Below are 25,328 nucleotides of genomic sequence, written 5' to 3'. Positions count from 1 at the left end.
CCCGAGTCTGACCTGCACTTTCCTGTCATGGATCTACCCATTTCCCGCAGGCTGCGATCTTTTGATTTTTCTGGCAGGCCATTCGTTGCCTCGTCCTCTGAATCAAATGATCGCAGCCTGCGTCAGTTCCGGGGTAATCCCGGCCAGGGTTGAATCGTGTAGAGACCACTGCTTTCCTGCACACAACATTAAGCCCGGCTTTGCAGCCAGGCTACTCCGGACGATGCCAGAGGCTGATCATCCATTGACATGCCTCAGTTGCCGCTAGTGATCTCTCCCGCTACATCCTGGTCATAAAACTCTGGAATCGGGTAGTTGAAGCTATTCAGCCAGCGCTGCATGGCCAGGTCACGTTCAGTGGCTGAAGCGGTTTGCAGGTGAGGGGAGGCAACCACACCGCGAATCTGCAGTTGCAACCACTGCTCGGTGCCTTGTTGATACGGCGAAGAGGGGCCCGGCTCAATGGCCCAGGCAGTGGTGGACAGGCATGCCATGCACACGATCAAAAGTCTTTTGGTCTTCATCTCGACTCCTCGTACGTTCTACTTGATCGCACTGGAAGAGGCATCGGCTACCTCGGTCCGGCGATTCCTCTCGGAAGCCACCACTTTGTTGGCGGAGGCCTTGAGTTTTTCCGCGCGGGCCTGAGCCTCGGCAAATTGCTTGGGGCTCAAGTCGGCGCGGGTCACGAGTTCGGAAGCCGCCTTCCAGTTATCCTGGTAGATCAGCAACGTCACCATATTCAGTGCCGCCAGTGTGTTTGCCTGCTTGAGTTCCATGGCGGTCATGAACTCAAAACGCGCTTCCGGGATCCGTCGCTGATTGAGGTAGACGACCCCCAGGTCATTGCGCATCTTGTCGTCGGTGGGGGCCATCTTCACCGCACGCTCAAGGTGAAGGGTCGCGGCGGCGTTATCATTTCTGGCTGCGGCCAACTGGCCCAGACCATGTTCCCCATCAGCCGCCAGGCAGGTGCGAAGCAAGCTTTCGTACAACGGCGCCGCCTCGCTACGCCCCATCAAGCGCAACACCCGGGCCTTGCGCAGGCGAACCTGGACCAGACTGTCAGGCAAACCTTCAAGATTCGCCAGACTGGCATACAAACGACCTTCGTTGGCCATGTTGTCGGCCAGGCTCAGGGCCAGCTCTTGCTCCGATGCGGGCTTGGCACATTCAGGTGGCCGCGAAGTCACGCCGTTGGACGCACAGCCCGCGAGCATCAATGTCGCTGTTATTGCAATGACTGCTTTCATCGAATGTCCTCTGGCTACAACACTTTGAACCCTTGGCCATTGGCAATAAGGCTGGCCCGGCAAGCGTTCAAGGTCACCGTTACGAGTGAGGGCGAGACACGTCTTGTTCAGGTCATGGCTCATTGCGAGAGCCCGCTCATACTGTCGAAGTCGCCACGTTCGAGGAAGAACATGCGGTAGAAGTTCGGGTCGTAATTACGCAGTTGCTCTCCTGGCAACGACGGCAGTTTTGCGTTGACAGCCAGTGGCTGGACCAGGTGAGGGGTGACGATCATCAACAGTTCACGCTCTTCACGGTTGATGGAGTTGTCGCGAAAGAACGCCCCCAGAATCGGGATATCACCCAACCCCGGAAACTTGTTTATCTGAGAACTGTTGCGGGTGCTGATCAGGCCGCTGATGACGAAGCTTTCGCCGTCGGCCAGGGAGATGCTGGTGTCGGTACGGCGTATGGTCAGCGCCGGAACGATGGTGCCGGCGATGCTTACAGCGTTGGTGAAGTCCAGTTCACTGACTTCCGGTGCCACCTTCAGCGCGATGCGGTTTTTCCCGATGATGGTCGGTGTCAGGGTCAGGCGGATCCCGAATTCCTTGTACTCGATGGACACGTTATCGCTGCCTGAACTGGGCACCGGAATCGGCACTTCACCACCCGCCAGGAAGCTCGCACTCTGCCCACTGAGCGCTACCAGGCTTGGTCGTGCCAGGGTGTAGGCGAAACCGCTACCTTCCAGCGCGTTGATCGACACTAGCGTATCGCTGGACAAAAAGGAGAGGTTGAACATGTCGTTGTTCACCGGCAACGACGGCCTGACAATGCCGTCGATGGTGGGCAAGGTTCTGGGCGAGCCGAACAGGAAGTTGCCTTGGCGACCAAAAATCGAGGCATTGGCTTCCTTGAGTTTGGTCCGGCTGACTTCAACGAAGCGGATGTCGGTTTGCACCTGGATCGGCAACAGCGGGTCTTCGGAAGGTATGGTCGAGACGCTGGTCAGCGCCGCGGTGGCCTTACCCTTGACGAACACCATGCTTTGGCGCGGCGTTTTCGAACAGGCGGTCCAGACCATCAGGCTGGTGGTCCCCGGTGCAACGCCCGTGAGTATGAATGCGTTGTCGCCACTGTTGGCACTGGATTGCACGTCGGCAATTTTCGGGTCACCCACCGCCAGTTGTGTTACCGGAACGGGGCTGCGCAGTTCACTTTGCAGCCCCTGGCCGACCTCATACGTTGTCGGCCAATTGTCCAGCTGCGAACAATTGTTCGGCGCGGCCTGAGCCGCATTCACGCTGAGGCCCATCCAGAACAGGCCATGGAAAATTCGCTTGAAAGCGGGCACGGGACGAAGGCTCATTTAATACATCCTCACTGGATAGGCCATCTTTAGGCTGACTGATTTGTCCGGATCACTTCACGGGGACCGGACTATCCCCCCCAATGCGTCAGGCCACCTGTCCATGGCCTTGGTGTTTCCTTACGTGCTACACACGAGCGGGTGCAATTCGCTGACCTGCCTGGACAGCGAGCGACCTTTGCTAAAACGGTTTTTAGTGATCCGGTTCTCTGGACTGCCCGCCAGAGTGAACTTTGCGGCTATGGACGGTACTGTCCGCCGACCTGGCTCCCCCGGAAAGTAATCGGCAATGAAGGTACAAAGCCGCAAAGCACCTGACAGGATCATAGAAAGGTAACTCCTTTTGCCAATTCACCATCTGATCACTGAAGCTAACGTGAAAACTCGAGCCGTTATGACTTCTTATTGCTTGACGTTAGTTCAATCGAACCAAAGTGCCATGATTTTAGAAAAAACCACGGGGCAAAGGCTGGAGAAAGGCGCGCGGGCGAGAGGTGCGGGCAAGATCGTAGCGCAGTGCGATTGCCTGATATTGACGGGGATGCTGAATGTCTAGTCAGCGGGGTAAGGTGGCCATTTGCACGGAACCGTACGTATGGCGGTGTGAGAGGACGGCGGCTGTGAAGCCGCCTCCTGCTCGATTCACGTGTATTTACATCGACAAAATCAACCGACCAGCAAACAGAATCAGGATCACCCCCATGCTCCGCTCGAACCAGTGCCCCAAGCGCAAGAACAGCAATCGCACCCTGCTGCTTGAAAAGAACAGCGCAACGATGACAAACCACAGCGCATTCACAAAACACATCCACATTCCGTAAAGCGCCTGGATCTTCAGTGGCGTTGTGGCGCTGATGATGGTGGTGAAGATTGCCAGGAAAAACAGTGTGGCTTTCGGGTTGGTCGCGTTGGTCAGGAAGCCGGTGGTAAATGCCTTCCACAACGTTTGCTCTACAACCGGTTCATCAGGCTTATCGCCTTCCAGTACGGTCTTGGGCTTGCTGCGCAACAGGCTGACACCGAGGTACAAAATGTAAGCGCCACCCACAACCTTGGCCACCGTCAGCAGCCAGGGTGTCGTGTGCATCAGCGCGCCGACTCCGAACAAGGTGTAAAGCACGTGCACGGAAATGCCCGCGCCGATGCCCAGCGCCGTGCAAATCCCGACCAGTCGGCCGAAACGCACGCTTTGCCGGATAGTCACTGCGAAGTCCGGTCCGGGTGCAACCACGGCCAGAAAGTGAATAGTCGCCAGCGCCAGAAACTCGCCCAGGTAATTCGAAAGCATCTCAACTCCAGAAAGTAAGGGGTGAAGCATTGCCGCGATAGCCGACAAAGAACGAAAGGCTCAAGCGCGGATCAGCCACACCCGGAGTCACCGAATGCATGCAGCGCGAGTTGAACATGATGAAGTCACCCGGCTCGGGAAGAATCTCCAGGGTCGGAGTCCCGAGCAAAGCCGGATCGATGCCATAACTGTCGCCACGCATTTCGTCGAACTGGTCCGGGGAGATGTCGTGGTCCCACATCTGCAGCGCACCGCCCTCGACGGGCATGTTCAGGTAAACATTGCAGGCGAACTGCGCTTCCAGGCTTTTGGCCTGATAACTGTCCGGGGCGTCCTTGGCGAAAATGTCGTGGTGGGCCAGAAAGCAGATCCCGGGTTTCACCACCCGGGACAGCCCCACATACATCTTGCGACCGTAGAGATTTTCCAGGTGCGCACCCGCCGGCCAGGACTCATCGAGCATGCAGCGCAGGGTGTCGACGGGGGACGAATAGGGCGCGCAGCGGTTGCGTAATTCCGCAATGTTGCGGGTGGCGCGTTCGAAATAGTCTTCGATCAGCAGCGGCTGGTTTTCCGCTTCATAAAACGCCATGCCGATGCGACCGATGCTCGGCGCATTGATATAGCCTTCGAAGCCTGGGGCGAGGATCTTGTCGCCGATCTGAATCGCCAGCGGCTTGGGCAACAAGCCTTTGACGCGGATGGCGAGGACTTCTTCGTTGGCCAGTTTTTTTATGCACGTCTCATCGAGACGCTCGACGTCAAGCATCATGTGTTAGGTCCATCTATCCAATAGTCAACAGAACCCGCGACCGCAGGTTCCTCCGGCGTCAGGCGATGACAGTAACGGCATCGCCCACATGCTCAATCCACGCTGTAGTGGACTGACAGCGTTCCCTTCTTCAGTGAAAGGGACGCGATCGTGACCGTGCCCAAATCCTTCAGGCTGCGTACATGGGTGCCGCCGCAGCCATAGGCGGGCAGATCACCGAAACCGATTTCCCGGGCGCCTTCACGCATCGATGTCAGGCGCGGCAGATCATTGGTGATCCACTGCTCGATGCGGTGCTGAATCATCTCGGCATCAACGTCTTTTGCCGACTCTGCCGGTTTGAATTGCACACGTCCTTCGCCCGGCCAGTGATGAGCCTTGATCGGCATCCAGCCCATGGCCTGGACGAAGTGGCCGATCAGGTGGCCGGCGGAATGCATGCGTGAGTTGAACTGGCGGCGTTGTTCGTCGACCCGAATCTGGGTCATGCCCGGTTTTACCGGATGGTCGACGAAATGAATGATCCGGTCCGGATCCTGAACAACCCGCAGGACCCGGCTTTCGCCGATCCAGCCGGTGTCAAAGGGCTGTCCACCGCCCTGGGGGTGAAACAACGTGGCGCGCAGCACCACGGCAAATTCGTTCTCGTGGGGCGTGCAATCCAGGACTTCCACATTGGCCTTGAGGTCATCACTATGGAAAAAGAGGCGAAGCGTCATATTCCATGCCCTTATTAACAATTCTATTTTTTATTATATGAAGCGTGGAATTGCGTGATAATCCGTTCAAACCTCAAAGGACTGTTGCGCTGTGAGCACAAATCTTCCACTACCGCTGCTTGGTGAAATGGCGATTTTCGTCAAGGTTGTCGAGACTGGCAGCTTCTCTGAGGCTGCTCGCCAGTTGGGCTCTTCACCTTCGGCGGTCAGCCGCAGCATTTCGCGCCTGGAAAAGGCGCTCGCCACTCGTTTGCTGCAGAGAACCACGCGCAAGTTGCGCTTGAGCGACGGTGGTGAAGAGGTGTTCAAGCGTTGCCAGGAAATGGTCAGCGCCGCCAAATCGGTGATGGAAATCAGCGGCCAGTTCACCCATGAAGCGGAAGGGCTGGTGCGCGTCAGTGTGCCGAAGGCGGTAGGGCGTTTCGTGATTCATCCGCATATGCCGGAATTTTTGCGCCGCTATCCCAAAGTGGATGTAGAGCTATTGCTTGAGGACCGCCAGGTGGATTTGATCGACGACAACGTTGACCTGGCGATTCGTATTACAGATCGGCCACCTGCCGGACTGGTCGGGCGGCAATTGCTCACCATCGATCATTTGCTCTGTGCGACGCCGCAATACCTGGCCGAACACGGCACACCGACCCATCCCCACGATTTGCTCAACCACAGCTGCATCTACCTGGGCGAAACCCCGAGCGATGCACGCTGGAAATTCAAGAAAGGCACCAAGGCTGTCACCGTTGGTGTGCGTGGACGGTATGCAGCCAATCACACCGGCGTGCGTTTGGGCGCGGTGTTGCAGCACATCGGGATTGGCAGCTTGCCGTACTTCACCGCGCGTTATGCGCTGGAGCAGGGGCTGATCGTGCAGGTGCTCCCGGACTGGACCTTTCTGGCGTCCTACCACGGCGGTGCCTGGTTGCTGCATTCGCCAACCCGTTATCTGCCACCGAAGTTACGGGTGCTGATCGACTATCTGGTGGAGTGCCTGGAGAAGGAGCCAACCCTGGGCAAGCCGGGTAAGCCGAGTGCGTTGGGAAGAGTCGCTGCGCAGTATGAGCTACCCGAGAGTGATGGGTTGCTTTGACAGACGCCTTCGCGGGCAAGTCGAACCGTCGCACCGCCGCTCCCACATTGAATCGGTGTTGGATATAAATTTTGCCATCAATGGAGATCCCCTGTGGGAGGGGCTTGCCCGCGAAGGGGCCCGATGAGCCACTGCATCACTCGAAGCAAGGCACAAAAAAGGCCCGCATGAATCACCATGCGGGCCTTTTGCATTTCTGACAGAGGATCAGTGCTTGCTGTCGTCTTTCGACATCGCCAGCAGCTGTTTTTCCTGGTTCCAGTCGAACGGTTCGTCGTTTTGTTCAGCTTCGAAACGACGTTCTTCCAGCGCCTGATACAAGTCGATTTCATCGTCGGGCATGTAATGCAGGCAGTCACCGGCGAAGTACCACAACAGGTCGCGTGGGACCAGGTGGGCGATTTGCGGGTAGCGGGTGATCACCTGGCACAGAATGTCCTGGCCCAGGTATTGGCTTTCGATCGGGTCGACCGGCAGCAACGCACGCAGTTCGTCGAAGCGCTCCAGGAACAAGGCATGGCTTTCTTCGGGAACCTGTTCGGCCTCACCTACGGCGACCAGGATGCTGCGCAGGTGGTCGAGCAAGACAAGATGATCGGCAACGACATTGGACACGAGATAAGTCCTCAAGAGCAAAACGGGCGCGGGAGTATAAAGCGCCCGCGTCCGTTTTTACAGGTAGAAGGCACAGGGTCAGCGGAATCAGCGGACCTTTCCTTCACCCAGTGTCAGTTCATCTTTATCGAAATCATCGACATCAATCACCTTGCGCCGCGCTGCTTCGGCGTCACGCAGGGTCTGCGCTTCCCCCGGCTGCAACACGCCAGCTTCAAGCGCTGCATCGATGACGTGTTCCCCGGCGACCGGTTTGACCTGGCCGCTTTTGAGCGCGACATGCAGCTTTTTGCGCAGCGGTTGCGCAGCACTCAGCAGGTTGCACGCCTGTTGCAGGGCGCCGACCGGGTCATCAGTGGATTGCGGCCGGTAGCAACCGCCGAGCAACTCTTCCAGGGTCGGATCGCCCTTGGCGCGGCCGATCACCGCCGCCACTTCGGCGCCGAGTTTGTCCGATGGCCCTTTGTGACGACGACCGAACGGAAACACGATCACCCGCAACAGGCAACCCAACACCTTGTTCGGGAAGTTGCTCAGCAGTTCATCCAGTGCTCGTTCCGACTGCCCCAGGCTTTCTTCCATGGCCCAGGTAAACAGCGGTGCCATGTGCTCCGGTGAATCGAGGTCGTGGTAACGCTTGAGTGCGGCGGAGGCGAGGTACATGTTGCTGAGCACATCCCCCAGACGTGCCGACAGACGTTCGCGTCGTTTCAATTCGCCGCCCAGCAGCATCATGCTCAGGTCGGCGAGCAGGGCGAACGCAGCAGCCTGGCGATTGAGGGCGCGGAAGTAACCCTGGCTGAGCTTGTCGCCTGGCGCGTGTTCGAAGTAGCCGAAACCAAGGTTCAGCACCAGCGTGCTGGCGGCGTTGCTCACGGCGAAACCGATGTGTTTGAGCAGCAGGCCATCAAATTCGGTGAGGGCCTGATCCTTGTCCTCACGACCGGCGAGAGCCATTTCCTTGAGTACGAAGGGATGGCAGCGAATCGCACCCTGGCCGAAGATCATCAAGTTGCGCGAGAGAATGTTCGCGCCTTCCACCGTGATGAAAATCGGCGCGCCGTTCCAGCTGCGACCGAGGTAGTTGTTCGGCCCCATGATGATTGCCTTGCCGCCATGAACATCCATGGCGTGGCTGATGCACTCGCGGCCGCGTTCGGTGAGGTGATATTTAAGAATCGCCGACAGCACCGATGGCTTCTCGCCCAAATCCACCGCATTGGCCGTGAGCATCCGCGCGGCGTCCATCATCCAGGCGTTGCCGCCGATACGGGCCATTGCTTCCTGGATACCTTCAAAGGCCGACAGGGGGACATTGAATTGTTCACGGACCTGCGCGTACTGGCCGGTCACCAGGCTGGTGAACTTGGCGGCGCCAGTGCCGACCGCTGGCAACGAAATCGAACGCCCGACCGACAGGCAGTTCATCAGCATCATCCAGCCTTTGCCGAGCATTTCCTGGCCGCCGATGAGGTACTCCAGCGGTACGAACACATCTTTGCCGGAGTTCGGGCCGTTCATGAATGACGCGCCCAGAGGCAGGTGGCGGCGCCCGATTTCGACACCGGCGATATCGGTCGGGATCAACGCCAGGCTGATCCCCAGGTCTTCCTCCTCACCCAGCAGGTGATCCGGGTCATAGGCCTTGAACGCGAGGCCGAGCAGGGTAGCGACCGGACCCAGTGTGATGTAACGCTTTTCCCAGTTCAGGCGCAGGCCCAGGGTTTCCTTGCCTTCCCATTCGCCTTTGCAGATCACTCCGGTGTCGGGCATCGAGCCGGCGTCAGAGCCGGCCAGTGGTCCGGTCAGTGCGAAACACGGGATTTCATCGCCGCGCGCCAGTCGTGGCAGGTAGTGGTTGCGTTGCTCGTCGGTGCCGTAATGCAACAGCAGTTCGGCCGGGCCGAGGGAGTTGGGGACCATCACGGTCGAGGCAAGGTCGCCGCTGCGGGTCGCGAGTTTCATCGCCACCTGGGAGTGGGCATAGGCGGAGAAACCTTTGCCGCCGAACTCCTTGGGAATGATCAGGGCGAAGAAGCCGTTGTCCTTGATGTAGGCCCAGGCTTCGGGAGGCAGGTCCATGTCTTGACCAATCTGCCAGTCGCTGACCATGGCGCAGAGTTCTTCGGTCGGGCCGTCGATAAAGGCCTGTTCCTCTTCGCTCAACTGCGCTTTTGGATAGGACAGCAGTTTGTTCCAGTCCGGGCGACCGCTGAACAGTTCGCCATCCCACCACACCGTGCCGGCATCGATCGCATCGCGTTCGGTTTGCGACATCGGCGGCAGGGTTTTCTGGAACCAGCTGAACATTGGCGCGCTGAAATATTTGCGGCGCAGGTCGGGCAACAACAAGGGCGCAGCGACAGCCGCGATCAATATCCACAGAACCAGCAGTAACCAGCCTGGTGCGCGGCTGAAAGCCCCCATCGCCACCACGTAAACGGCAACGACGCACAGGGCGGGCAGCGGGGCGATACGACGGTGGGCTAAATACGCAATCCCGACAACCAGAACCAGTATCCACAACAGCAGCATATTTAATCCTCCGTGAAACCAGGGCAAAAGCAACCTTCAGAGCTTAGACGGCATCCGTAAAACAGGGTGGTCAGAGCGATGTGATTGAAATCGTGGGAAACCTTCGATGAGTTTTGTAGGACCCGGTTGGCACCAGGCCGCGCAAATCGTTCGATGGGCGGGCGGCAAAGCGTCCATGTTTGGCCGAAACGTCGTTATCTCTGTGCTGAACGTGTCGCTAGACTCGTGGCTTCCCCAGGAGATTGTTCTCATGCACGAGTATCTGAGCCCCGGCCGCTTCATCGATAGTGACCACTCGTCGGTGGTGGAGTTCGCCGAAAAACATCGCGGCAACAGTCGCGATCCTCTAGAGCAGGCGATCAATCTCTATTACGCCGTGCGCGAAGCCGTGCGTTACAACCCTTATACCTTCAGTCGCGACCCGAATACCTTGCGCGGCAGTTATGCGCTGGCAGCGGGGGAGAGTTATTGCGTACCCAAAGCCACGCTGTTGGCAGGTGCCGCCCGGCATTGCGGGATTCCCGCGCGGATCGGCCTGGCGGATGTGCGCAATCATTTGTCGACGCCGCGGTTGCTCGAGTTGCTCAAGAGCGACGTGTTCGCCATGCACGGTTATACAGAGCTTCACCTGAACGACCGCTGGGTCAAAGCCACGCCAGCGTTCAACCAAGGCTTGTGCGAACTGTTCAATGTCGCACCACTGGAATTCGACGGAATCAACGACAGCGTTTTTCATCCGTTCAATCGCGACGGCGAGCTATTGATGGAATACCTGATTGACCACGGCCAGTTCACCGACGTGCCTGAAGCGTTCTTTTTCGAGCACCTGGAAAAGTGCTATCCGCATCTGTTCAGTGACCAATCGCCCGTGCTGCTGGGTGACATGCAGGGTGATTTGAGTCGCGCCTGATCCGGCGTATGCTGCCTGCGCATTCATCCATAAAGAGGCGGTCATGCTGAAGATCTGGGGTCGGAAAAACTCGTCGAATGTCAGAAAACCTTTGTGGGCCGCCGAGGAGCTTGGCCTGGCCTATGAAGCCATCGATGCCGGCGGCGCCTTTGGTGTAGTCGATACGCCGCAGTACCGCGCGATGAACCCCAATGGCCGCGTGCCGGTGATTGAAGACGAGGGTTTCGTACTGTGGGAATCCAACGCCATCGTGCGTTACCTGATGGCTCGCCACGCCAACGGCACGGCCTGGTATCCAGAGGATCTGCAGGCCCGGGCTTCTGCAGACAAGTGGATGGACTGGACCACTTCAAGTTTTGCCGGGCCGTTCCGCACAGTGTTCTGGGGCGTATTGCGTACCCCGGCAGACCAGCAGGACTGGCCCGCAATCAACGCCGCGATCAAGGAGTGCGATGGTCTGCTGTCCATGGCCGACCAGACGTTGGCAACCCAACCGTACCTGTCCGGCGATGAGATCGGCATGGGCGACATACCTCTGGGCAGTTTCATTTATGCCTGGTTCGAGATGCCGATCGAGCGCGCACCGCAGCCTCATCTGCAAGCCTGGTATGCACGCCTGAAACAGCGTCCGGCGTATCAGAAAGCGGTTATGACCGCGTTGACTTAATACTCACTATCGACACGCTTGACTGTACTTGTGTGGCGGTGACAAGCACCATTGCGCTCGTGCGCCGTGGTTGTAATAGTCGCCGCCCACCCTTATTTCTCCCTTTCTTCCCTTCTTGGTGCGTAAATCCGATATGAGTTCCGCTCTGTCCATCCGGCAGCTAACCAAAACCTACGGCAACGGTTTCCAGGCCTTGAGTGGTATCGATCTGGACGTCGCCGAAGGTGACTTTTTCGCTTTGCTCGGCCCCAACGGCGCCGGCAAATCCACGACCATCGGCATTCTCTCGACCCTGGTGAACAAGACCAGCGGGACGGTGAATGTTTTCGGTCATGACCTGGACAAGAATCCTGCGCAGCTCAAGCGCTGCATCGGCGTGGTGCCCCAGGAATTCAACTTCAACCAGTTCGAAAAAACCTTCGACATCGTGGTGACCCAGGCCGGTTATTACGGCATTCCGCCGAAAATCGCCAAGGAACGCGCCGAGCAGTACCTGACCCAACTGGGCCTGTGGGACAAGCGCGATACGCCGTCGCGTTCACTGTCCGGCGGCATGAAGCGTCGACTGATGATCGCCCGTGCGCTGGTTCACGAACCGCGCCTGCTGATCCTTGACGAACCGACGGCGGGTGTGGACATCGAACTGCGTCGCTCGATGTGGACGTTCCTCACCGAGCTGAACAAGAAAGGCATCACCATCATCCTTACCACCCACTATCTGGAAGAGGCTGAGCAGTTGTGCCGCAACATCGGCATCATCGATCACGGCACCATCGTCGAGAACACCAGCATGAAACAGTTGCTCGGCCAACTGCATGTGGAAACGTTCCTGCTCGACCTCAAAAACACCCTGCAAACCGCGCCGCAGTTGCTCGGTTACCCGACCAAGCTGCTCGACAGCCACACCCTTGAAGTTCAGGTCGACAAGGCCATGGGCATCACTGCGCTGTTCACTCAATTGGCGCAGCAGAACATCGAAGTGTTGAGCCTGCGTAACAAAACCAATCGCCTCGAGGAGTTGTTCGTGTCCCTGGTGGAGAAAAATCTGTCGAAGGTGGCGGTATGAGTTCCGAGCTGCAACCCAACCTCGTTGCCCTCAACACCATCGTTTACCGAGAGGTCAAACGCTTTACCCGGATCTGGCCGCAGACGCTGCTGCCGCCAGCCATCACCATGGTTCTGTACTTCGTGATCTTCGGCAATCTGATCGGCCGGCAGATCGGTGACATGGGTGGTTTCACCTACATGGAGTACATCGTGCCGGGGCTGATCATGATGTCGGTGATCACCAACTCCTACGGCAACGTGGTCTCGAGTTTCTTCGGCAGCAAGTTCCAGCGTTCCATCGAAGAATTAATGGTGTCGCCGGTGTCGCCGCATACGATTCTGATCGGCTACACCCTGGGCGGTGTGCTGCGCGGCTTGATGGTCGGGCTCATCGTGACGTTGCTGTCGCTGTTCTTCACCGAGTTGCAGGTGCATCACCTGGGCGTGACCATTCTGGTGGTGGTGCTGACGGCGACGATCTTCTCGCTGCTGGGCTTCATCAACGCTGTGTTTGCGCGCAACTTCGATGACATCTCGATCATCCCGACGTTTGTGCTGACACCGCTGACCTACCTGGGCGGGGTGTTCTACTCGATCTCCTTGCTGCCACCGTTCTGGCAGACCGTGTCGCTGGCCAACCCGGTGCTGCACATGGTCAACGCCTTCCGTTACGGCATTCTTGGCGTTTCGGACATCAGAATCAGCGTGGCGATCACCTTCATGCTGATTGCGACCGTTGTGCTGTACATCGGTTGCGCACGGCTGCTGGTCAGTGGGCGCGGGATGCGTACCTAAGGAAGACCGAGTCGCCTGCTTCGTCGGAACGCCGCCCGGACCAAGCCCGCTCCCACAGGGGCTCTAGTGTCTATGCGATTTGTGCCACGCCGCAGATCCCTGTGGGAGCGGGCTTGCTCGCGAAGGCGCCAGTCCAGACACCAAAAAACGGCCTCCCAAGCGGAGGCCGTTTTGCATTTATTGCATCCGTTTTTTCTGACGCCGCCGCCACTGCCTTCCGACCCACCAGCGCCAGTACATCATGGTCAGGCAATACGCGAGCGCGCCGAGCACCAGTCCCGTTACCACCGAGCCGAGCAAGAACGGCTGCCAAAGCGTCGAGAGTTCGCCGCTGATCCATTCCCAGGTCAGCTCGTCTGGCAAATGGCGGGTGGGAACGTCCATCAGCCAGGCACCGGTCTGGTAAGTGCAGAAGAACACCGCCGGCATGGTGATTGGATTGGTCAGCCAGACCAGGCTCACCGCAATCGGCATGTTGCCGCGCACCATGATGGCGAGAATGGCGGCGAGCAGCATCTGCAAGGGAATCGGCAGGAACGCCGCGAACAGGCCAACAGCCATGGCCCGTGCGACGGAATGGCGGTTGAGGTGCCAGAGGTTCGGGTCATGCAGCAGGGTGCCGAGAAAGCGTAAGGACTTGTGTTCCCTGATGCTGACCGGGTCTGGCATGTAACGTTTGAATAAGCGCCGGGGCATAAGGCTTCTCGGTCGGTTAAGGCGGCAAGTATGTCTGGATTCTATGAACCGCCCATTCAGACTTTGTGACAATTAATAACGATGGCGGTGCGATAGCCGGCTATGCCTAAGAGGTGACTCTCAAGGACGGGCGTATGCGCACAGGGATGATGGCGCTGGCGTTGGGTCTGTTGATCCTGCGTTTTTTACCGGTATTACCGCCGGTCTGGTTATTGATGTTGCTACCGGTCATCGGTTTGATGTTGCTGCCGTTTCGCAGCTATCCACTGGCTTTCTTCCTGTTCGGCTTCAGCTGGGCAGGCGCGAATGCACAGTGGGCGCTGGATGATCGATTGCCGACGAGCCTCGATGGCGAAACCCGGTGGGTCGAAGGCCGGGTGACGGGATTGCCGCAGAACAATGAGGCCGTCGTGCGTTTCGAGTTGGCGGACGCCCGGTCGCGACACGGCAAGGTGCCGCAACTGATGCGCCTGGCCTGGTATGACGGGCCGCCGGTCAACAGCGGCGAACATTGGCGACTGGCGGTCAAGTTGAAGCGTCCAGCAGGGCTGCTCAACCCCCATGCCTTCGACTACGACGCCTGGCTGTTGGCGCAACGCATTGGCGCTACCGGGACGGTCAAGGCTGGCGAACGGCTCAAGGAAACCCGATGGGCCTGGCGCGACGGCGTCCGTCAGCGCTTGCAGTCCGTGGATGCCCAAGGGCGAACGGGAGCGCTGACGGCGTTGGTGCTGGGGGATGGCGCCGGGCTGAGTCGCGAAGACTGGCAGGTGCTGCAAGACACCGGCACCGTCCATCTGTTGGTAATTTCCGGCCAACACATCGGGTTGTTGGCAGGGCTGGTGTATCTGTTGATCGCCGGGCTGGCCCGTTATGGCCTATGGCCGAAACGCTTGCCTTGGCTGCCGTGGGCCTGTGGACTCGCATTCGCGGCCGCTCTCGGTTATGGGCTGCTGGCCGGTTTCGAGGTGCCGGTGCGGCGGGCCTGCGTGATGATTGGCCTGGTGCTGTTGTGGCGCCTGCGATTTCGTCACCTCGGCGCCTGGTGGCCGCTGTTGCTGGCGCTCGACGGGGTGTTGCTGCTGGATCCGCTGGCGAGTCTGCAACCGGGTTTCTGGCTGTCGTTCGCAGCAGTGGCGGTGTTGATCTTCACCTTCGGGGGGCGGCTGGGCCCATGGCGTTGGTGGCAAACCTGGACCCGCGCCCAATGGCTGATCGCGATTGGCCTGTGTCCGTTGCTGCTGGTGCTCGGGTTGCCGATCAGTCTAAGCGGGCCGCTGGCCAATTTGCTCGCGGTGCCGTGGATCAGCCTGGTTGTGCTGCCCGTGGCCTTGCTGGGTACGTTGTTTTTACCCCTTCCTTATGTGGGCGAGGGGTTGCTGTGGCTGGCAGGAGGTCTGATCGACCTCTTGTTCAAGGGCTTGACGCTGATGGCCGGGTACTTGCCCGCGTGGGTGCCGATGGCCATCCCATTGTGGATTTGGGCTGTAGGCACACTCGGCGCGCTTCTACTATTAATGCCTCGGGGTGTGCCGTTTCGCGCGTTGGGTTGGCCGATGCTGCTGTTGCTGGTTTTTCCGCCCCGGCAAGTCTTGCCTGAAGGCATTGCCGAAGTCTGGCAGCTGGATGTCGGCCAGGGTTTGGCGATCCTCGTTCGCACCCGTCATCACACACTGTTGTATGACACCGGGCCACGATTCGGCGATTTCGACCTGGGCGAGCGGGTGGTGCTGCCGGCATTACGCAAGCTGGGCGTGGAGGGGCTCGATGTGATGCTGATCAGCCATGCCGACGCCGATCATGCAGGCGGGGCCGGGGCCGTGGCCGATGGTCTGCCGGTAAAACGGGTGGTCAGTGGCGATCCCCAGGCGCTGCCGACGGAGTTACAGGCGCAGGGCTGCGAGAGCGGCAAGCAATGGGTCTGGGATGATGTCAGGTTCCAGCTCTGGCAATGGCCTTCGGCCAGCGAGAGCAATCAAAAATCCTGTGTCCTTCAAATTGAAGCCAACGGTGAGCGTCTGTTATTGACCGGTGATATAGACGCGGCAGCCGAGCGGGCACTGCTCGACAGTCCACTGGCCGTCACCACTGATTGGTTGCAGGCGCCGCACCACGGCAGTCGCAGTTCGTCTTCAATGGCGCTGCTTACCGCGCTGCAACCCAAAGCAGTGCTGATCTCCCGCGGTCACGGCAATTCATTCGGTCATCCCCATCCTACGGTCGTCGCGCGCTATCAAAAACGCGGCCTGTCGGTTTATGACAGCGCCGAGCAGGGCGCCATCCGTCTGCAACTGGGACGTTTCAAACCGCCGTGGACGATGCGTCAAGAACGGCGCTTCTGGCGCTCTGCGCACTGAACCGGGGTTGTTAAACCCCGAGCGGATGCGACATCACGGTCTTCGGTGCGCTCACCCCCTATGTTAGAGTGGCGCACTTTTTCGAGGGGGCTGTCACTGTGTGGGAATTAGTCAAATCCGGCGGCTGGATGATGCTGCCGATCATTTTGAGTTCCATCGCGGCCATGGCAATCGTCGCCGAGCGTCTCTGGACCCTGCGAGCCAGCCGTGTAACCCCGGAGCATTTGCTCGGGCAAGTCTGGGTGTGGATCAAGGACAAGCAACTCAATAAAGAAAAACTCAAGGAATTGCGCGCCAACTCGCCGTTGGGCGAAATCCTCGCCGCTGGCCTGGCGAACTCCAAGCATGGTCGCGAGATCATGAAAGAGTGCATCGAAGAGGCTGCCGCACGGGTCATCCACGAGCTTGAACGCTACATCAATGCGTTGGGCACCATCGCTGCCATGGCTCCGTTGCTGGGTCTGCTGGGGACGGTGCTGGGCATGATCGACATTTTCAGCGCGTTCATGGGCACAGGCATGGGTACCAATGCTGCGGTGCTGGCAGGCGGTATTTCCAAAGCGCTGATCACCACGGCCGCGGGCCTGATGGTCGGTATCCCGGCCGTATTCTTCCATCGATTCCTGCAACGCCGGATCGATGAGCTGGTGGTGGGCATGGAGCAGGAAGCGATCAAACTGGTCGAGGTAGTACAGGGTGACCGTGATGTTGACCTGAATGGGGGCAAAGCGTGAAATTCCGCCGCAAACCGCGGGAAACGGTAGACATCAACCTCGCGTCGCTGATCGACGTGGTGTTTATCCTGCTGCTGTTTTTCGTCGTGACCACCACCTTTACCCGAGAAACCCAGTTGCGCGTGGATCTGCCGGAGGCGGTCAGCGGTTCGCCGGCCGAAGACCAGCAGGTCAAACACCTGGACGTTGCCATCAGTGCCGAAGGCGCCATCTCGGTGAATAATCAGGTCTTGCCCAAGAACGACCTGGCGACCCTGATGGACGCACTGCAAAAAGAATCCAGTGGCGACACCAACTTGCCGCTGTCCATCAGCGCCGACGGCAAGGCCCAGCATCAGTCCGTCATCACAGCTATGGACGCCGCCGGTAAACTCGGTTTCAGCCACCTGCGCATGACCACAGTCGAGGCGGCGCCGCCCGCGCCCTGATGGCCATGTCCGATCGCTTGCTCGCCGCGTGGTACCAGGGTCATCCGGCCCTGAAGCTGTTGCAGCCGCTGGAGTGGCTGTATCGGCGCGTGGTCATGAACAAGCGCAAGCGTTTTCTGGCGGGAGAGGGCGATATCTATCAACCGCCCGTGCCGCTGATCGTCGTGGGTAACATAACCGTCGGCGGCACCGGCAAGACGCCGCTGATTCTGTGGATGATCCAGCACTGCCAGCGCAGCGGTTTGCGGGTCGGGGTGGTCAGTCGGGGTTATGGCGCCAAGCCGCCGCAATTGCCGTGGCGAGTCGAGGCGGATCAAAGCGCCGATATCGCTGGTGACGAACCGCTGTTGATCGTCCAGCGCACGGGGGTTCCGTTGATGATCGACCCGGACCGCAGCAGCGCCGTCAAAGCGCTGCTGGCGAGTGAGCCATTGGACCTGATCCTGTCCGACGACGGCATGCAGCATTACCGTCTGGCCCGCGACCTTGAACTGGTGCTGATCGACGCCGCCCGCGGCCTGGGCAACCAGCGTTGCCTGCCCGCCGGGCCGTTGCGTGAGCCGGCCGAGCGTCTGCAAAGTGTCGACGCGGTGCTCTACAACGGTGCCGCTGCCGATCGCGACGGGGGGTTCGCCTTCCAGCTTCAACCCACCGAATTGATCAATCTGCGCAGTGGCGAGCGACGTCCCTCGACCACTTCCCCGCTGGGCAGGCGCTGCACGCGGTGGCCGGGATCGGCAATCCGCAGCGTTTCTTCACAACCCTCGAAACGCTACACTGGCAACCGGTGCCGCATGCGTTTGCCGACCACGCCGAATACAGCGTGCAGGCCTTGAATTTCACACCGTCATTGCCGTTGGTGATGACCGAAAAGGACGCGGTGAAGTGCCGTGCCTTCGCCGCCGCCGATTGGTGGTACCTGGCGGTCGATGCTGCGCCATCGCCGGCCTTCGTGGCCTGGTTCGATACGCAGCTGATGCGCCTGTTGCCGGCTCGTCTTTTGCCTTAAATCCGTTTTTATCCAGGGAATGCTCATGGACACCAAATTGCTCGATATCCTCGCTTGCCCGGTCTGCAAAGGCCCGCTCAAGCTCAGTGCCGACAAAACCGAGCTGATCAGCAAGGGCGCAGGCCTGGCTTACCCGATTCGCGACGGCATCCCGGTGATGCTCGAAACCGAAGCCCGCACCCTGACCACCGACGAGCGTCTGGATAAATGACCACAGCCTTTACCGTTGTCATTCCATCGCGCTACGCCTCCACTCGCTTGCCGGGCAAGCCGCTGTTGCTGATCGCCGGCAAGCCGATGATCCAGCACGTCTGGGAACAGGCGAGCAAAAGCAGTGCGCAGCGCGTGGTGGTGGCCACTGACGATGCGCGCATCGTCGAGGCCTGCAAAGGGTTTGGCGCTGAAGTGGTGCTGACCCGCGAAGATCACAATTCCGGCACCGACCGCTTGGCTGAAGTCGCCGCGAAACTGGGTCTGGCGCCCGACGCCATTGTGGTCAACGTCCAGGGTGACGAACCGCTGATCCCGCCGAGTGTGATCGATCAGGTGGCCGCCAACCTGGCCGCCCACACCGAAGCGCGCATGGCCACGCTGGCCGAGCCGATCGAAGACGTGGAAACCCTGTTCAATCCCAACGTGGTCAAGGTGGTCAGCGACCTTAATGGCCTGGCGCTGACCTTCAGTCGTGCCACGTTGCCGTGGGCCCGGGACGCGTTCGCCAAAAGCCGCGAGCAATTGCCGGAAGGCGTGCCCTATCGCCGCCACATCGGCATCTATGCCTACCGCGCCGGTTTCCTGCATGACTTCGTCAGCTGGGGCCCGTGCTGGCTGGAAAATACCGAATCCCTGGAACAGCTGCGTGCCCTGTGGCATGGCGTGCGGATTCACGTCGCCGACGCGCTGATCGCACCGCCGACCGGCGTCGATACCGTCGAAGACCTTGAGCGCGTTCGTCGCCTGCTGGAGGCCTGATGCGGGTTTTGTTTGTCTGCCTGGGCAACATCTGCCGTTCCCCCACGGCTGAAGGCGTGCTGCGGCATAAACTGCGCGAAGCGGGGCTGGCCGATCAAATCGAAGTCGCCTCCGCGGGTACCGGCGACTGGCACGTCGGCAAGGCCCCGGACAAGCGCAGCCAGGCGGCAGCCAGGCTGCGCGGTTATGACCTGTCCGCCCAGCGCGCCCAGCAAGTGTCCCGCGCCGATTTCGCCACCTACGACCTGATTCTGGCGATGGACCACAGCAACCTGCGCAACCTCGAGGCCATGCAACCGGCCAAGGGCAAAGCCGAGCTGGACCTGTTTTTGCGTCGCTACCAGTCGGAAATCGATGAAGTGCCGGATCCGTACTACGACGGTGACCAAGGTTTTGAACAGGTGCTGGACCTGATCGAGCGCGCCAGTGATTTGCTGGTGATCGAATTGAAGGGACGGCTATGAGTTTGCTGGTCCAACCCCGGGTTTCGCTCAAGCCGTTCAACACCTTCGGCGTCGATGTTCAGGCCCGGCTGTTTGCCGAGGCTCATAACGATGCCGACGTGCGTGAAGCCCTGGCTTATGCGGTGGAGCATGACGTGCCGTTGCTGGTGATTGGTGGTGGCAGCAACCTGCTGCTGACGGCCGATATCCAGTCGCTGGTGCTGCGCATGGCCACCCGCGGGATTCGCATCCTGAGCGATGACGGCAGCAAGGTCGTGATTGAAGCCGAGGCCGGCGAGCCTTGGCACCCGTTCGTGCAGCACACCCTGGCGCAGGGGTTGTCGGGGCTGGAGAACCTCAGCCTGATTCCCGGCACCGTCGGCGCGGCACCGATGCAGAACATCGGCGCCTATGGCGTGGAGATCAAGGACGTGTTCGCCGGCCTGACCGCGCTGGATCGCCAGACCGGCGACTTGCGGGACTTCACCCTGCAAGAATGCAACTTCGCCTACCGCGACAGCCTGTTCAAACAGGAACCCGGGCGCTGGTTGATCCTGCGGGTTCGTTTCATCCTGGACCGCGCCGCGCACCTGCATCTGGAGTACGGCCCGGTGCGTCAGCGCCTGACCGAACAAGGTATCGATCATCCGACCGCCACCGATGTCAGCCAGGCGATTTGCAGCATCCGCAATGAAAAGCTTCCGGACCCGGCCGTGCTCGGCAATGCTGGCAGCTTCTTCAAGAATCCGTTGGTGCCGGCGGCGCTTGTTGCGCAACTCAAAGGTGAATACCCGGATCTGGTGGCCTACGCGCAACCCGACGGGCAGATGAAACTGGCGGCGGGCTGGCTGATCGAGCGGGCTGGCTGGAAAGGTTTTCGTGACGCCGATGCCGGCGTGCACAAATTGCAGGCATTGGTGCTGGTCAACTACGGCAACGCGACGGGCCTGCAATTGCTGAACCTGGCGCAACGCATTCAGAAAGACATTTCAGAACGTTTTCATGTCGATCTGGAAATGGAGCCCAATCGGTATTGAGGCTACGCTTTCAAGACTGATCTCAAAGCCCTGCACACGTTTAACGGTGCAGGGCTTTTTTGTTAATGCTGGGTTAACTTAGCCACCTAACGATGCAAACGTTTGCTCCACCAAAGGCCCGATGCAGACGCTACCGTCCGCATAAGAGAGCCCATTTAGCCTGAGCCGATCTGCGTGATGCCAACCGCCAACCTTTGGCGGCAGATTGCTCGACCCCATAACCGATAACTATGCGGGCGTGCCCATGATTACCCTGAAGCTCAATGGTCAAGACCATCAACTCGACGTCACCGAGGACATGCCGCTGCTCTGGGCAATCCGCGACGTGGCCGGTTACAACGGCACCAAATTCGGCTGCGGCATGGGCCTGTGCGGCGCGTGCACCATTCATATCGACGGCGCCCCGGCGCGCAGTTGCATCACGCCGATCGGTTCGGTGGTCGGCCAGAACGTCACTACAATCGAAAACCTGCACGCCGATCCGGTCGGGCAAGTCGTCCAGCAAGCCTGGCTCGACACCGCCGTGGCTCAATGCGGTTTCTGCCAGGGCGGGCAAATCATGTCCGCCACGGCGCTGCTCAAGACCCACCCGAACCCCAGCGACGAACAGATCGAAGAGGCGATGGTCGGCAACATTTGCCGCTGCGGCACGTACAACCGCATCAAGACTGCCATCCGCCAGGCATCCACTCACCTGAAGGAGGCCAAGGCATGAGCCAGTTACCGAATGATTTCGCGCTGAGCAACCTCAGTCGCCGTGGTTTCCTCAAAGGCGTTGGCGCCACCAGTGCCTTGGTTTTGGTGGCGAGCTGGGGCTGGCAAGAGGCTTTCGCTGCGGAGAAAGAAAAGAAATTCGGCGCCGATGGCATGCCCAACGGCTGGATCGATGATCCCAAGGTGTACGTCAGCATCGCCGCTGACGGCAGGGTGACCGTGGTCTGCAACCGCTCGGAAATGGGCCAGGGTGTGCGCACCAGCCTGACGATGGTGGTGGCCGATGAACTGGAAGCCGACTGGGCGATGATGAAGGTGCAACAGGCGCCGGGCGACGAAGTGCGCTTCGGCAACCAGGACACCGATGGCTCGCGCAGCATGCGCCACTGGTACGAGCCGATGCGTCGCTGCGGTGCTGCCGCGCGGACCATGCTTGAACAAGCCGCTGCCGAACAGTGGAAAGTGCCGGTCGGCGAATGCCATGCGCAACTGCATAAAGTCATCCATAAGCCGACCGGCCGTGAATTGGGTTACGGCGCCTTGGCCGCCGCAGCCGGTGCGTTGGCAGTGCCGGCGCGTGACAGCCTGCGACTCAAGCAACCGTCGGAATTCCGCTACATCGGCAAGGAAGGCGCCAAGGCCATCGACGGTGTCGACATCGTCAACGGTCGCGCCATTTACGGTGCAGACGTGCATTTCGACGGCATGCTCTACGCCACCATTGCGCGCCCTGCGGTGTACGGCGGCAAGGTCAAGTCCGTCGACTCCAGCGCCGCGATGAAAGTCCCGGGCGTGATCAAGGTCATTCAGATCGAAAATCGGCCACTGCCGCTGGAGTTTCAACCGCTGGGCGGCGTGGCCGTGGTCGCCAGTAATACCTGGGCGGCGATCAAGGGCCGCGAAGCGCTGAAAATCGAGTGGGACGATGGCCCCAACGCCAGTTACGACTCGATCGCCTACCGCAAGGAAATTGAGGCTGCCTCGCTCAAACCCGGCAAAGTGGTGCGCAATACCGGCAATATCGACGAAGCCATGAGCAGTGCCGACAACACCGTCGAGGCCTCCTATTACCTGCCGCATCTCACGCAAGCACCCATGGAGCCGATGGTCGCCATCGCCCGCTTCAAGGACGGTGTGTGCGAAGCCTGGGCCCCAAGCCAGGCCCCCCAAGTCACTCGCGAACGTATTGGCGAGCGCCTCGGCATTCCGTTCGATAACGTCACCTTCAACGTCACCTTGCTGGGCGGCGGTTTCGGGCGTAAATCCAAACCGGACTTCATCATCGAAGCAGCCATCCTCGCCAAGGAGTTCCCCGGCAAGGCCGTGCGGGTGCAATGGACCCGTGAAGACGACATCCACTGCTCCTATTTCCACACGGTATCCGCCGAGTACCTGAAAGCCAGCCTGAACAAGGACGGCCTGCCGTCCGGCTGGTTGCACCGCACCGTGGCGCCGAGCATCACCGCGTTGTTCGCGCCGGGCATGAACCACGAGGCGGCCTTCGAGCTGGGCATGGGTTTCACCAACATGGCTTACGCGATCCCCAACGTGCGCCTGGAAAACCCGGAAGCGGCGATTCACACACGCGTCGGCTGGTATCGTTCGGTGTCGAACATTCCTCACGGTTTTGCGATCCAAAGCTTTGTCGATGAGCTGGCGCACAAGGCCGGCCAGGATCCGCTCAAGTACCAGATCAAATTGCTTGGTCCGGACCGGCAGATCGATCCGCGCACCTTGAGTGAAGAGTGGAACTACGGCGAATCCCCCGAGCGTTATCCGATCGACACCGCGCGGATGCGCACGGTACTGGAAACCGCTGCCAAGGCCGCCGGTTGGGGCCGTGAGTTACCCAAGGGCCGAGGCCTGGGCCTGGCGGTGCATTACAGCTTCGTGACTTATGTGGCGGCGGTGATCGAGGTCGAAGTCAAAGACGACGGCACGCTGATCGTGCACAAGGCTGACATCGCGGTGGATTGCGGACCGCAGATCAACCCCGAGCGGATTCGCTCGCAGTTCGAAGGCGCCTGCGTCATGGGCCTGGGCAACGCAGTGCTGGGGGAAATCAGCTTCAAGGACGGCAAGGTCCAGCAGGACAACTTCCACATGTACGAAGTGGCGCGCATGTCCCTGGCGCCGAAGGAAGTTGCGGTGCATCTGGTCACACCACCAGGCAATGTGCCATTGGGCGGGGTCGGTGAACCCGGCGTGCCGCCGATTGCGCCGGCGCTGTGCAATGCAATCTTTGCCGCCACCGGCAAACGCATCCGCAACCTGCCGGTTCGCTATCAGCTGCAAGGTTGGCAGAAGGCGCAAGCCTGATGGACAGCGTCGATCTGAATGTCCTGCGCAGCGTGCTCCAATGGCGCCGCGCCGGTCAGCGGGTGGTGTTGTACAGCGTGGTCCAGACCTGGGGCACCGCGCCGCGGGCACCTGGCGCCATGCTGGCCTTGCGTGAAGATGGCGTGGTGATTGGTTCGGTGTCCGGTGGTTGTGTCGAAGACGATTTGATTGCCCGCCTGCACGACGGTCGTATTCCTGCCGATGGGCCGCCGGTGCGGTTGATCACTTACGGCGTCACCCGTGAGGAGGCGGCACGCTTCGGTTTGCCGTGCGGCGGCACCTTGCGCCTGACCGAGGAGCGGGTCGGCGATCCGGCTTGGGTTGCCGAGTTGCTGGCGCGCTGCGAGGCGCATGAAATCGTGGCTCGCTCGCTCAGTGTCGAGACGGGTGAAGTCACGCTGCAACCGGCTGACAAGACTGATGTGCTGACGTTCGATGGCAAGACGTTGCGCGCTATTTACGGTCCGCGTTGGCGGCTGTTGCTGATCGGTGCGGGGCAGTTGTCCCGGTATGTCGCCGAGATGGCGCGGCTGCTGGATTTCGAAGTGCTGATCTGCGATCCGCGTACCGAGTTCGTTTACGGCTGGGAAGAGCAGCACGGGCGATTTGTCTCCGGCATGCCCGATGACGCGGTGCTCAGCATCCAGACTGACGAGCGTACGGCCATTGTCGCACTGACCCACGATCCTCGACTCGATGACATGGCGCTGCTCACGGCTTTGGACTCCAAAGCGTTTTATGTCGGCGCGCTGGGCTCCCGGGTCAACAGCTTGAAGCGCCGGGACAATCTGGCTCAGCTAGGCTTGTCACAAGAGGCTATCGCTCGGCTGCACGGCCCGATCGGTTTGCACATAGGCAGCCACACACCGGCGGAAATCGCCTTGTCGCTGCTGGCCGAAATTGTCGCGATCAAGAACGGTGTCGAGCTCAAGCAGAAGAAGCTGTTGCAGGAGGTGGTATGAGCGAACCCATCGGCGTCGTTGTGCTGGCAGCAGGGCAGGGCCGTCGGTTTCGACAGGAGGCCGGTGTTGAGCGGGACAAGCTGGTAGCGGATTGCACGGGGCGCGACGGCGCTGTGCATTCGGTGATCGAGCAAGTGCTGGTGAATTTGCCGGCGTCCCTTGAGAAACGCGTCCTGGTAACAACTGTGGACCGACCGCAAGTGATCCGCATGGCCAAGGCTTATGGATGCGAAATTGTGCTGATTGAATCGACCGGCATGGGCGACAGCATCGCGGCCGGGGTAGCGGCCTGTCCGCAGCTCGGTGGCTGGCTGATTGTGCTGGGGGATATGCCGTTCATCCTTCCATCGAGTATTGAGCGCGTGGTGGCGGCGATTGCAGATGACGCCGTCAGTGTTCCGGTGCATCAAGACGAGTATGGGCATCCGGTGGGATTTGGGCGCAGCTTTGGTGCCGCGTTGATGGCGTTGTCCGGTGATCGAGGCGCCAAGGCGTTGTTTGCGCAGGCCCGGGTGGTCGAGGTGGCCGTGGACGATCCCGGGGTGTTGTGGGATGTGGATGTGCCAGAGAAGTTGACCTACCCGCAATGATCG

Annotated in this window: 25 protein-coding genes and 1 pseudogene; 17 read left to right on the top strand and 9 right to left on the bottom strand. The window is 59.9% G+C overall.

The window, feature by feature from the left end; genetic code table 11:
• Positions 1-254: 254 nt before the first annotated feature.
• From PFAS1_RS03765 to PFAS1_RS03735, 6 genes are all read right to left on the bottom strand, one after another.
• On the bottom strand, positions 255-524 hold the full coding sequence (locus PFAS1_RS03765; protein WP_076028245.1) for a DUF3613 domain-containing protein: 270 nt from the start codon (positions 522-524) through the stop codon (positions 255-257).
• Between the two features lie 18 nt (positions 525-542).
• A complete protein-coding gene (locus PFAS1_RS03760; protein ID WP_074879046.1) occupies positions 543-1,253 on the bottom strand; it encodes a tetratricopeptide repeat protein in 711 nt (236 codons plus the stop codon).
• 119 nt (positions 1,254-1,372) lie between these two features.
• Positions 1,373-2,605 (bottom strand): type II and III secretion system protein family protein, encoded by a 1,233-nt coding sequence (locus PFAS1_RS03755; RefSeq protein ID WP_074879044.1) that lies wholly within the window; start codon positions 2,603-2,605, stop codon positions 1,373-1,375.
• A 652-nt stretch (positions 2,606-3,257) separates the two neighbouring features.
• The gene (locus PFAS1_RS03745) at positions 3,258-3,893 is read right to left on the bottom strand and encodes a LysE family translocator (protein WP_076028243.1); all 636 of its coding nucleotides are present in this window, start codon (positions 3,891-3,893) and stop codon (positions 3,258-3,260) included.
• A 1-nt stretch (position 3,894) separates the two neighbouring features.
• Complete coding sequence (locus PFAS1_RS03740) at positions 3,895-4,665, bottom strand: 2OG-Fe(II) oxygenase (RefSeq protein ID WP_076028242.1); 771 nt, start codon at positions 4,663-4,665, stop codon at positions 3,895-3,897.
• A gap of 92 nt (positions 4,666-4,757) precedes the next feature.
• The gene (locus PFAS1_RS03735; protein WP_076028241.1) at positions 4,758-5,384 is read right to left on the bottom strand and encodes an alanyl-tRNA editing protein; all 627 of its coding nucleotides are present in this window, start codon (positions 5,382-5,384) and stop codon (positions 4,758-4,760) included.
• Positions 5,385-5,475: 91 nt separating this feature from the next.
• Between PFAS1_RS03735 and PFAS1_RS03730 the strand changes: the two genes are divergently transcribed.
• A complete protein-coding gene (locus tag PFAS1_RS03730) occupies positions 5,476-6,474 on the top strand; it encodes a LysR family transcriptional regulator (RefSeq protein WP_076028240.1) in 999 nt (332 codons plus the stop codon).
• A 207-nt stretch (positions 6,475-6,681) separates the two neighbouring features.
• On the opposite strand, the gene PFAS1_RS03725 is transcribed toward PFAS1_RS03730, so the two are convergent.
• Both PFAS1_RS03725 and PFAS1_RS03720 read right to left on the bottom strand, forming a co-directional pair.
• Positions 6,682-7,089 (bottom strand): PA2817 family protein, encoded by a 408-nt coding sequence (locus tag PFAS1_RS03725; RefSeq protein ID WP_008152400.1) that lies wholly within the window; start codon positions 7,087-7,089, stop codon positions 6,682-6,684.
• Between the two features lie 87 nt (positions 7,090-7,176).
• Entirely contained in the window at positions 7,177-9,624 is a 2,448-nt protein-coding gene (locus tag PFAS1_RS03720; RefSeq protein WP_076028239.1) for an acyl-CoA dehydrogenase, read from the bottom strand.
• A gap of 250 nt (positions 9,625-9,874) precedes the next feature.
• Here PFAS1_RS03720 and PFAS1_RS03715 point away from each other — a divergent pair, with 250 nt between their 5' ends.
• The 4 genes from PFAS1_RS03715 (at position 9,875) to PFAS1_RS03700 (ending at position 13,043) form a co-directional block, all read left to right on the top strand.
• Positions 9,875-10,534: a transglutaminase-like domain-containing protein gene (locus tag PFAS1_RS03715; protein WP_076028238.1), complete on the top strand. Its 660-nt coding sequence runs from the start codon at positions 9,875-9,877 to the stop codon at positions 10,532-10,534.
• Positions 10,535-10,577: 43 nt separating this feature from the next.
• Entirely contained in the window at positions 10,578-11,201 is a 624-nt protein-coding gene (locus PFAS1_RS03710) for a glutathione S-transferase family protein (protein WP_076028237.1), read from the top strand.
• A gap of 133 nt (positions 11,202-11,334) precedes the next feature.
• Positions 11,335-12,267, top strand: a complete 933-nt coding sequence (locus tag PFAS1_RS03705; protein WP_076028236.1) for an ABC transporter ATP-binding protein — start codon at positions 11,335-11,337, stop codon at positions 12,265-12,267.
• Entirely contained in the window at positions 12,264-13,043 is a 780-nt protein-coding gene (locus PFAS1_RS03700; protein ID WP_076028235.1) for an ABC transporter permease, read from the top strand. Before PFAS1_RS03705 ends, PFAS1_RS03700 begins: the two co-directional genes overlap by 4 nt.
• 177 nt (positions 13,044-13,220) lie before the next feature.
• On the opposite strand, the gene PFAS1_RS03695 is transcribed toward PFAS1_RS03700, so the two are convergent.
• A complete protein-coding gene (locus tag PFAS1_RS03695; RefSeq protein WP_074879019.1) occupies positions 13,221-13,739 on the bottom strand; it encodes a DUF2062 domain-containing protein in 519 nt (172 codons plus the stop codon).
• A gap of 134 nt (positions 13,740-13,873) precedes the next feature.
• On the opposite strand from PFAS1_RS03695, the gene PFAS1_RS03690 reads away from it, so the two are divergent.
• The 12 genes and pseudogenes from PFAS1_RS03690 (at position 13,874) to PFAS1_RS03635 (ending at position 25,325) form a co-directional block, all read left to right on the top strand.
• On the top strand, positions 13,874-16,096 hold the full coding sequence (locus PFAS1_RS03690) for a DNA internalization-related competence protein ComEC/Rec2 (RefSeq protein WP_076028234.1): 2,223 nt from the start codon (positions 13,874-13,876) through the stop codon (positions 16,094-16,096).
• A 98-nt stretch (positions 16,097-16,194) separates the two neighbouring features.
• A complete protein-coding gene (locus tag PFAS1_RS03685) occupies positions 16,195-16,830 on the top strand; it encodes a MotA/TolQ/ExbB proton channel family protein (RefSeq protein ID WP_046054381.1) in 636 nt (211 codons plus the stop codon).
• Positions 16,827-17,258 carry an ExbD/TolR family protein gene (locus PFAS1_RS03680; protein ID WP_074879013.1) on the top strand — a complete coding sequence of 144 codons (432 nt, stop codon included), beginning with the start codon at positions 16,827-16,829 and terminating at the stop codon, positions 17,256-17,258. The genes PFAS1_RS03685 and PFAS1_RS03680 overlap by 4 nt, the downstream gene beginning before the upstream one ends.
• Positions 17,258-18,267: pseudogene (gene lpxK, locus PFAS1_RS03675) on the top strand (tetraacyldisaccharide 4'-kinase). Before PFAS1_RS03680 ends, lpxK begins: the two are co-directional and overlap by 1 nt.
• Positions 18,268-18,292: 25 nt before the next feature.
• Positions 18,293-18,478 (top strand): Trm112 family protein, encoded by a 186-nt coding sequence (locus PFAS1_RS03670; RefSeq protein ID WP_007945752.1) that lies wholly within the window; start codon positions 18,293-18,295, stop codon positions 18,476-18,478.
• Positions 18,475-19,239 (top strand): 3-deoxy-manno-octulosonate cytidylyltransferase, encoded by a 765-nt coding sequence (kdsB, locus tag PFAS1_RS03665; RefSeq protein ID WP_008152377.1) that lies wholly within the window; start codon positions 18,475-18,477, stop codon positions 19,237-19,239. Before PFAS1_RS03670 ends, kdsB begins: the two co-directional genes overlap by 4 nt.
• A complete protein-coding gene (locus PFAS1_RS03660) occupies positions 19,239-19,703 on the top strand; it encodes a low molecular weight protein-tyrosine-phosphatase (protein WP_074879007.1) in 465 nt (154 codons plus the stop codon). The genes kdsB and PFAS1_RS03660 overlap by 1 nt, the downstream gene beginning before the upstream one ends.
• The gene (murB, locus tag PFAS1_RS03655) at positions 19,700-20,719 is read left to right on the top strand and encodes a UDP-N-acetylmuramate dehydrogenase (RefSeq protein WP_076028233.1); all 1,020 of its coding nucleotides are present in this window, start codon (positions 19,700-19,702) and stop codon (positions 20,717-20,719) included. The genes PFAS1_RS03660 and murB overlap by 4 nt, the downstream gene beginning before the upstream one ends.
• Before the next feature lie 244 nt (positions 20,720-20,963).
• Positions 20,964-21,434 carry a (2Fe-2S)-binding protein gene (locus PFAS1_RS03650; RefSeq protein ID WP_074879003.1) on the top strand — a complete coding sequence of 157 codons (471 nt, stop codon included), beginning with the start codon at positions 20,964-20,966 and terminating at the stop codon, positions 21,432-21,434.
• Positions 21,431-23,752, top strand: a complete 2,322-nt coding sequence (locus PFAS1_RS03645) for a xanthine dehydrogenase family protein molybdopterin-binding subunit (RefSeq protein ID WP_076028232.1) — start codon at positions 21,431-21,433, stop codon at positions 23,750-23,752. Before PFAS1_RS03650 ends, PFAS1_RS03645 begins: the two co-directional genes overlap by 4 nt.
• Complete coding sequence (locus PFAS1_RS03640) at positions 23,752-24,735, top strand: XdhC family protein (RefSeq protein ID WP_076028231.1); 984 nt, start codon at positions 23,752-23,754, stop codon at positions 24,733-24,735. The genes PFAS1_RS03645 and PFAS1_RS03640 overlap by 1 nt, the downstream gene beginning before the upstream one ends.
• Entirely contained in the window at positions 24,732-25,325 is a 594-nt protein-coding gene (locus PFAS1_RS03635; RefSeq protein ID WP_076028230.1) for a nucleotidyltransferase family protein, read from the top strand. Before PFAS1_RS03640 ends, PFAS1_RS03635 begins: the two co-directional genes overlap by 4 nt.
• Positions 25,326-25,328: the final 3 nt, after the last annotated feature.

The organism is Pseudomonas frederiksbergensis (assembly GCF_001952935.1).
Lineage (GTDB): Bacteria > Pseudomonadota > Gammaproteobacteria > Pseudomonadales > Pseudomonadaceae > Aquipseudomonas > Aquipseudomonas frederiksbergensis.
This window is presented reverse-complemented; position numbering and strand designations above follow the sequence as displayed.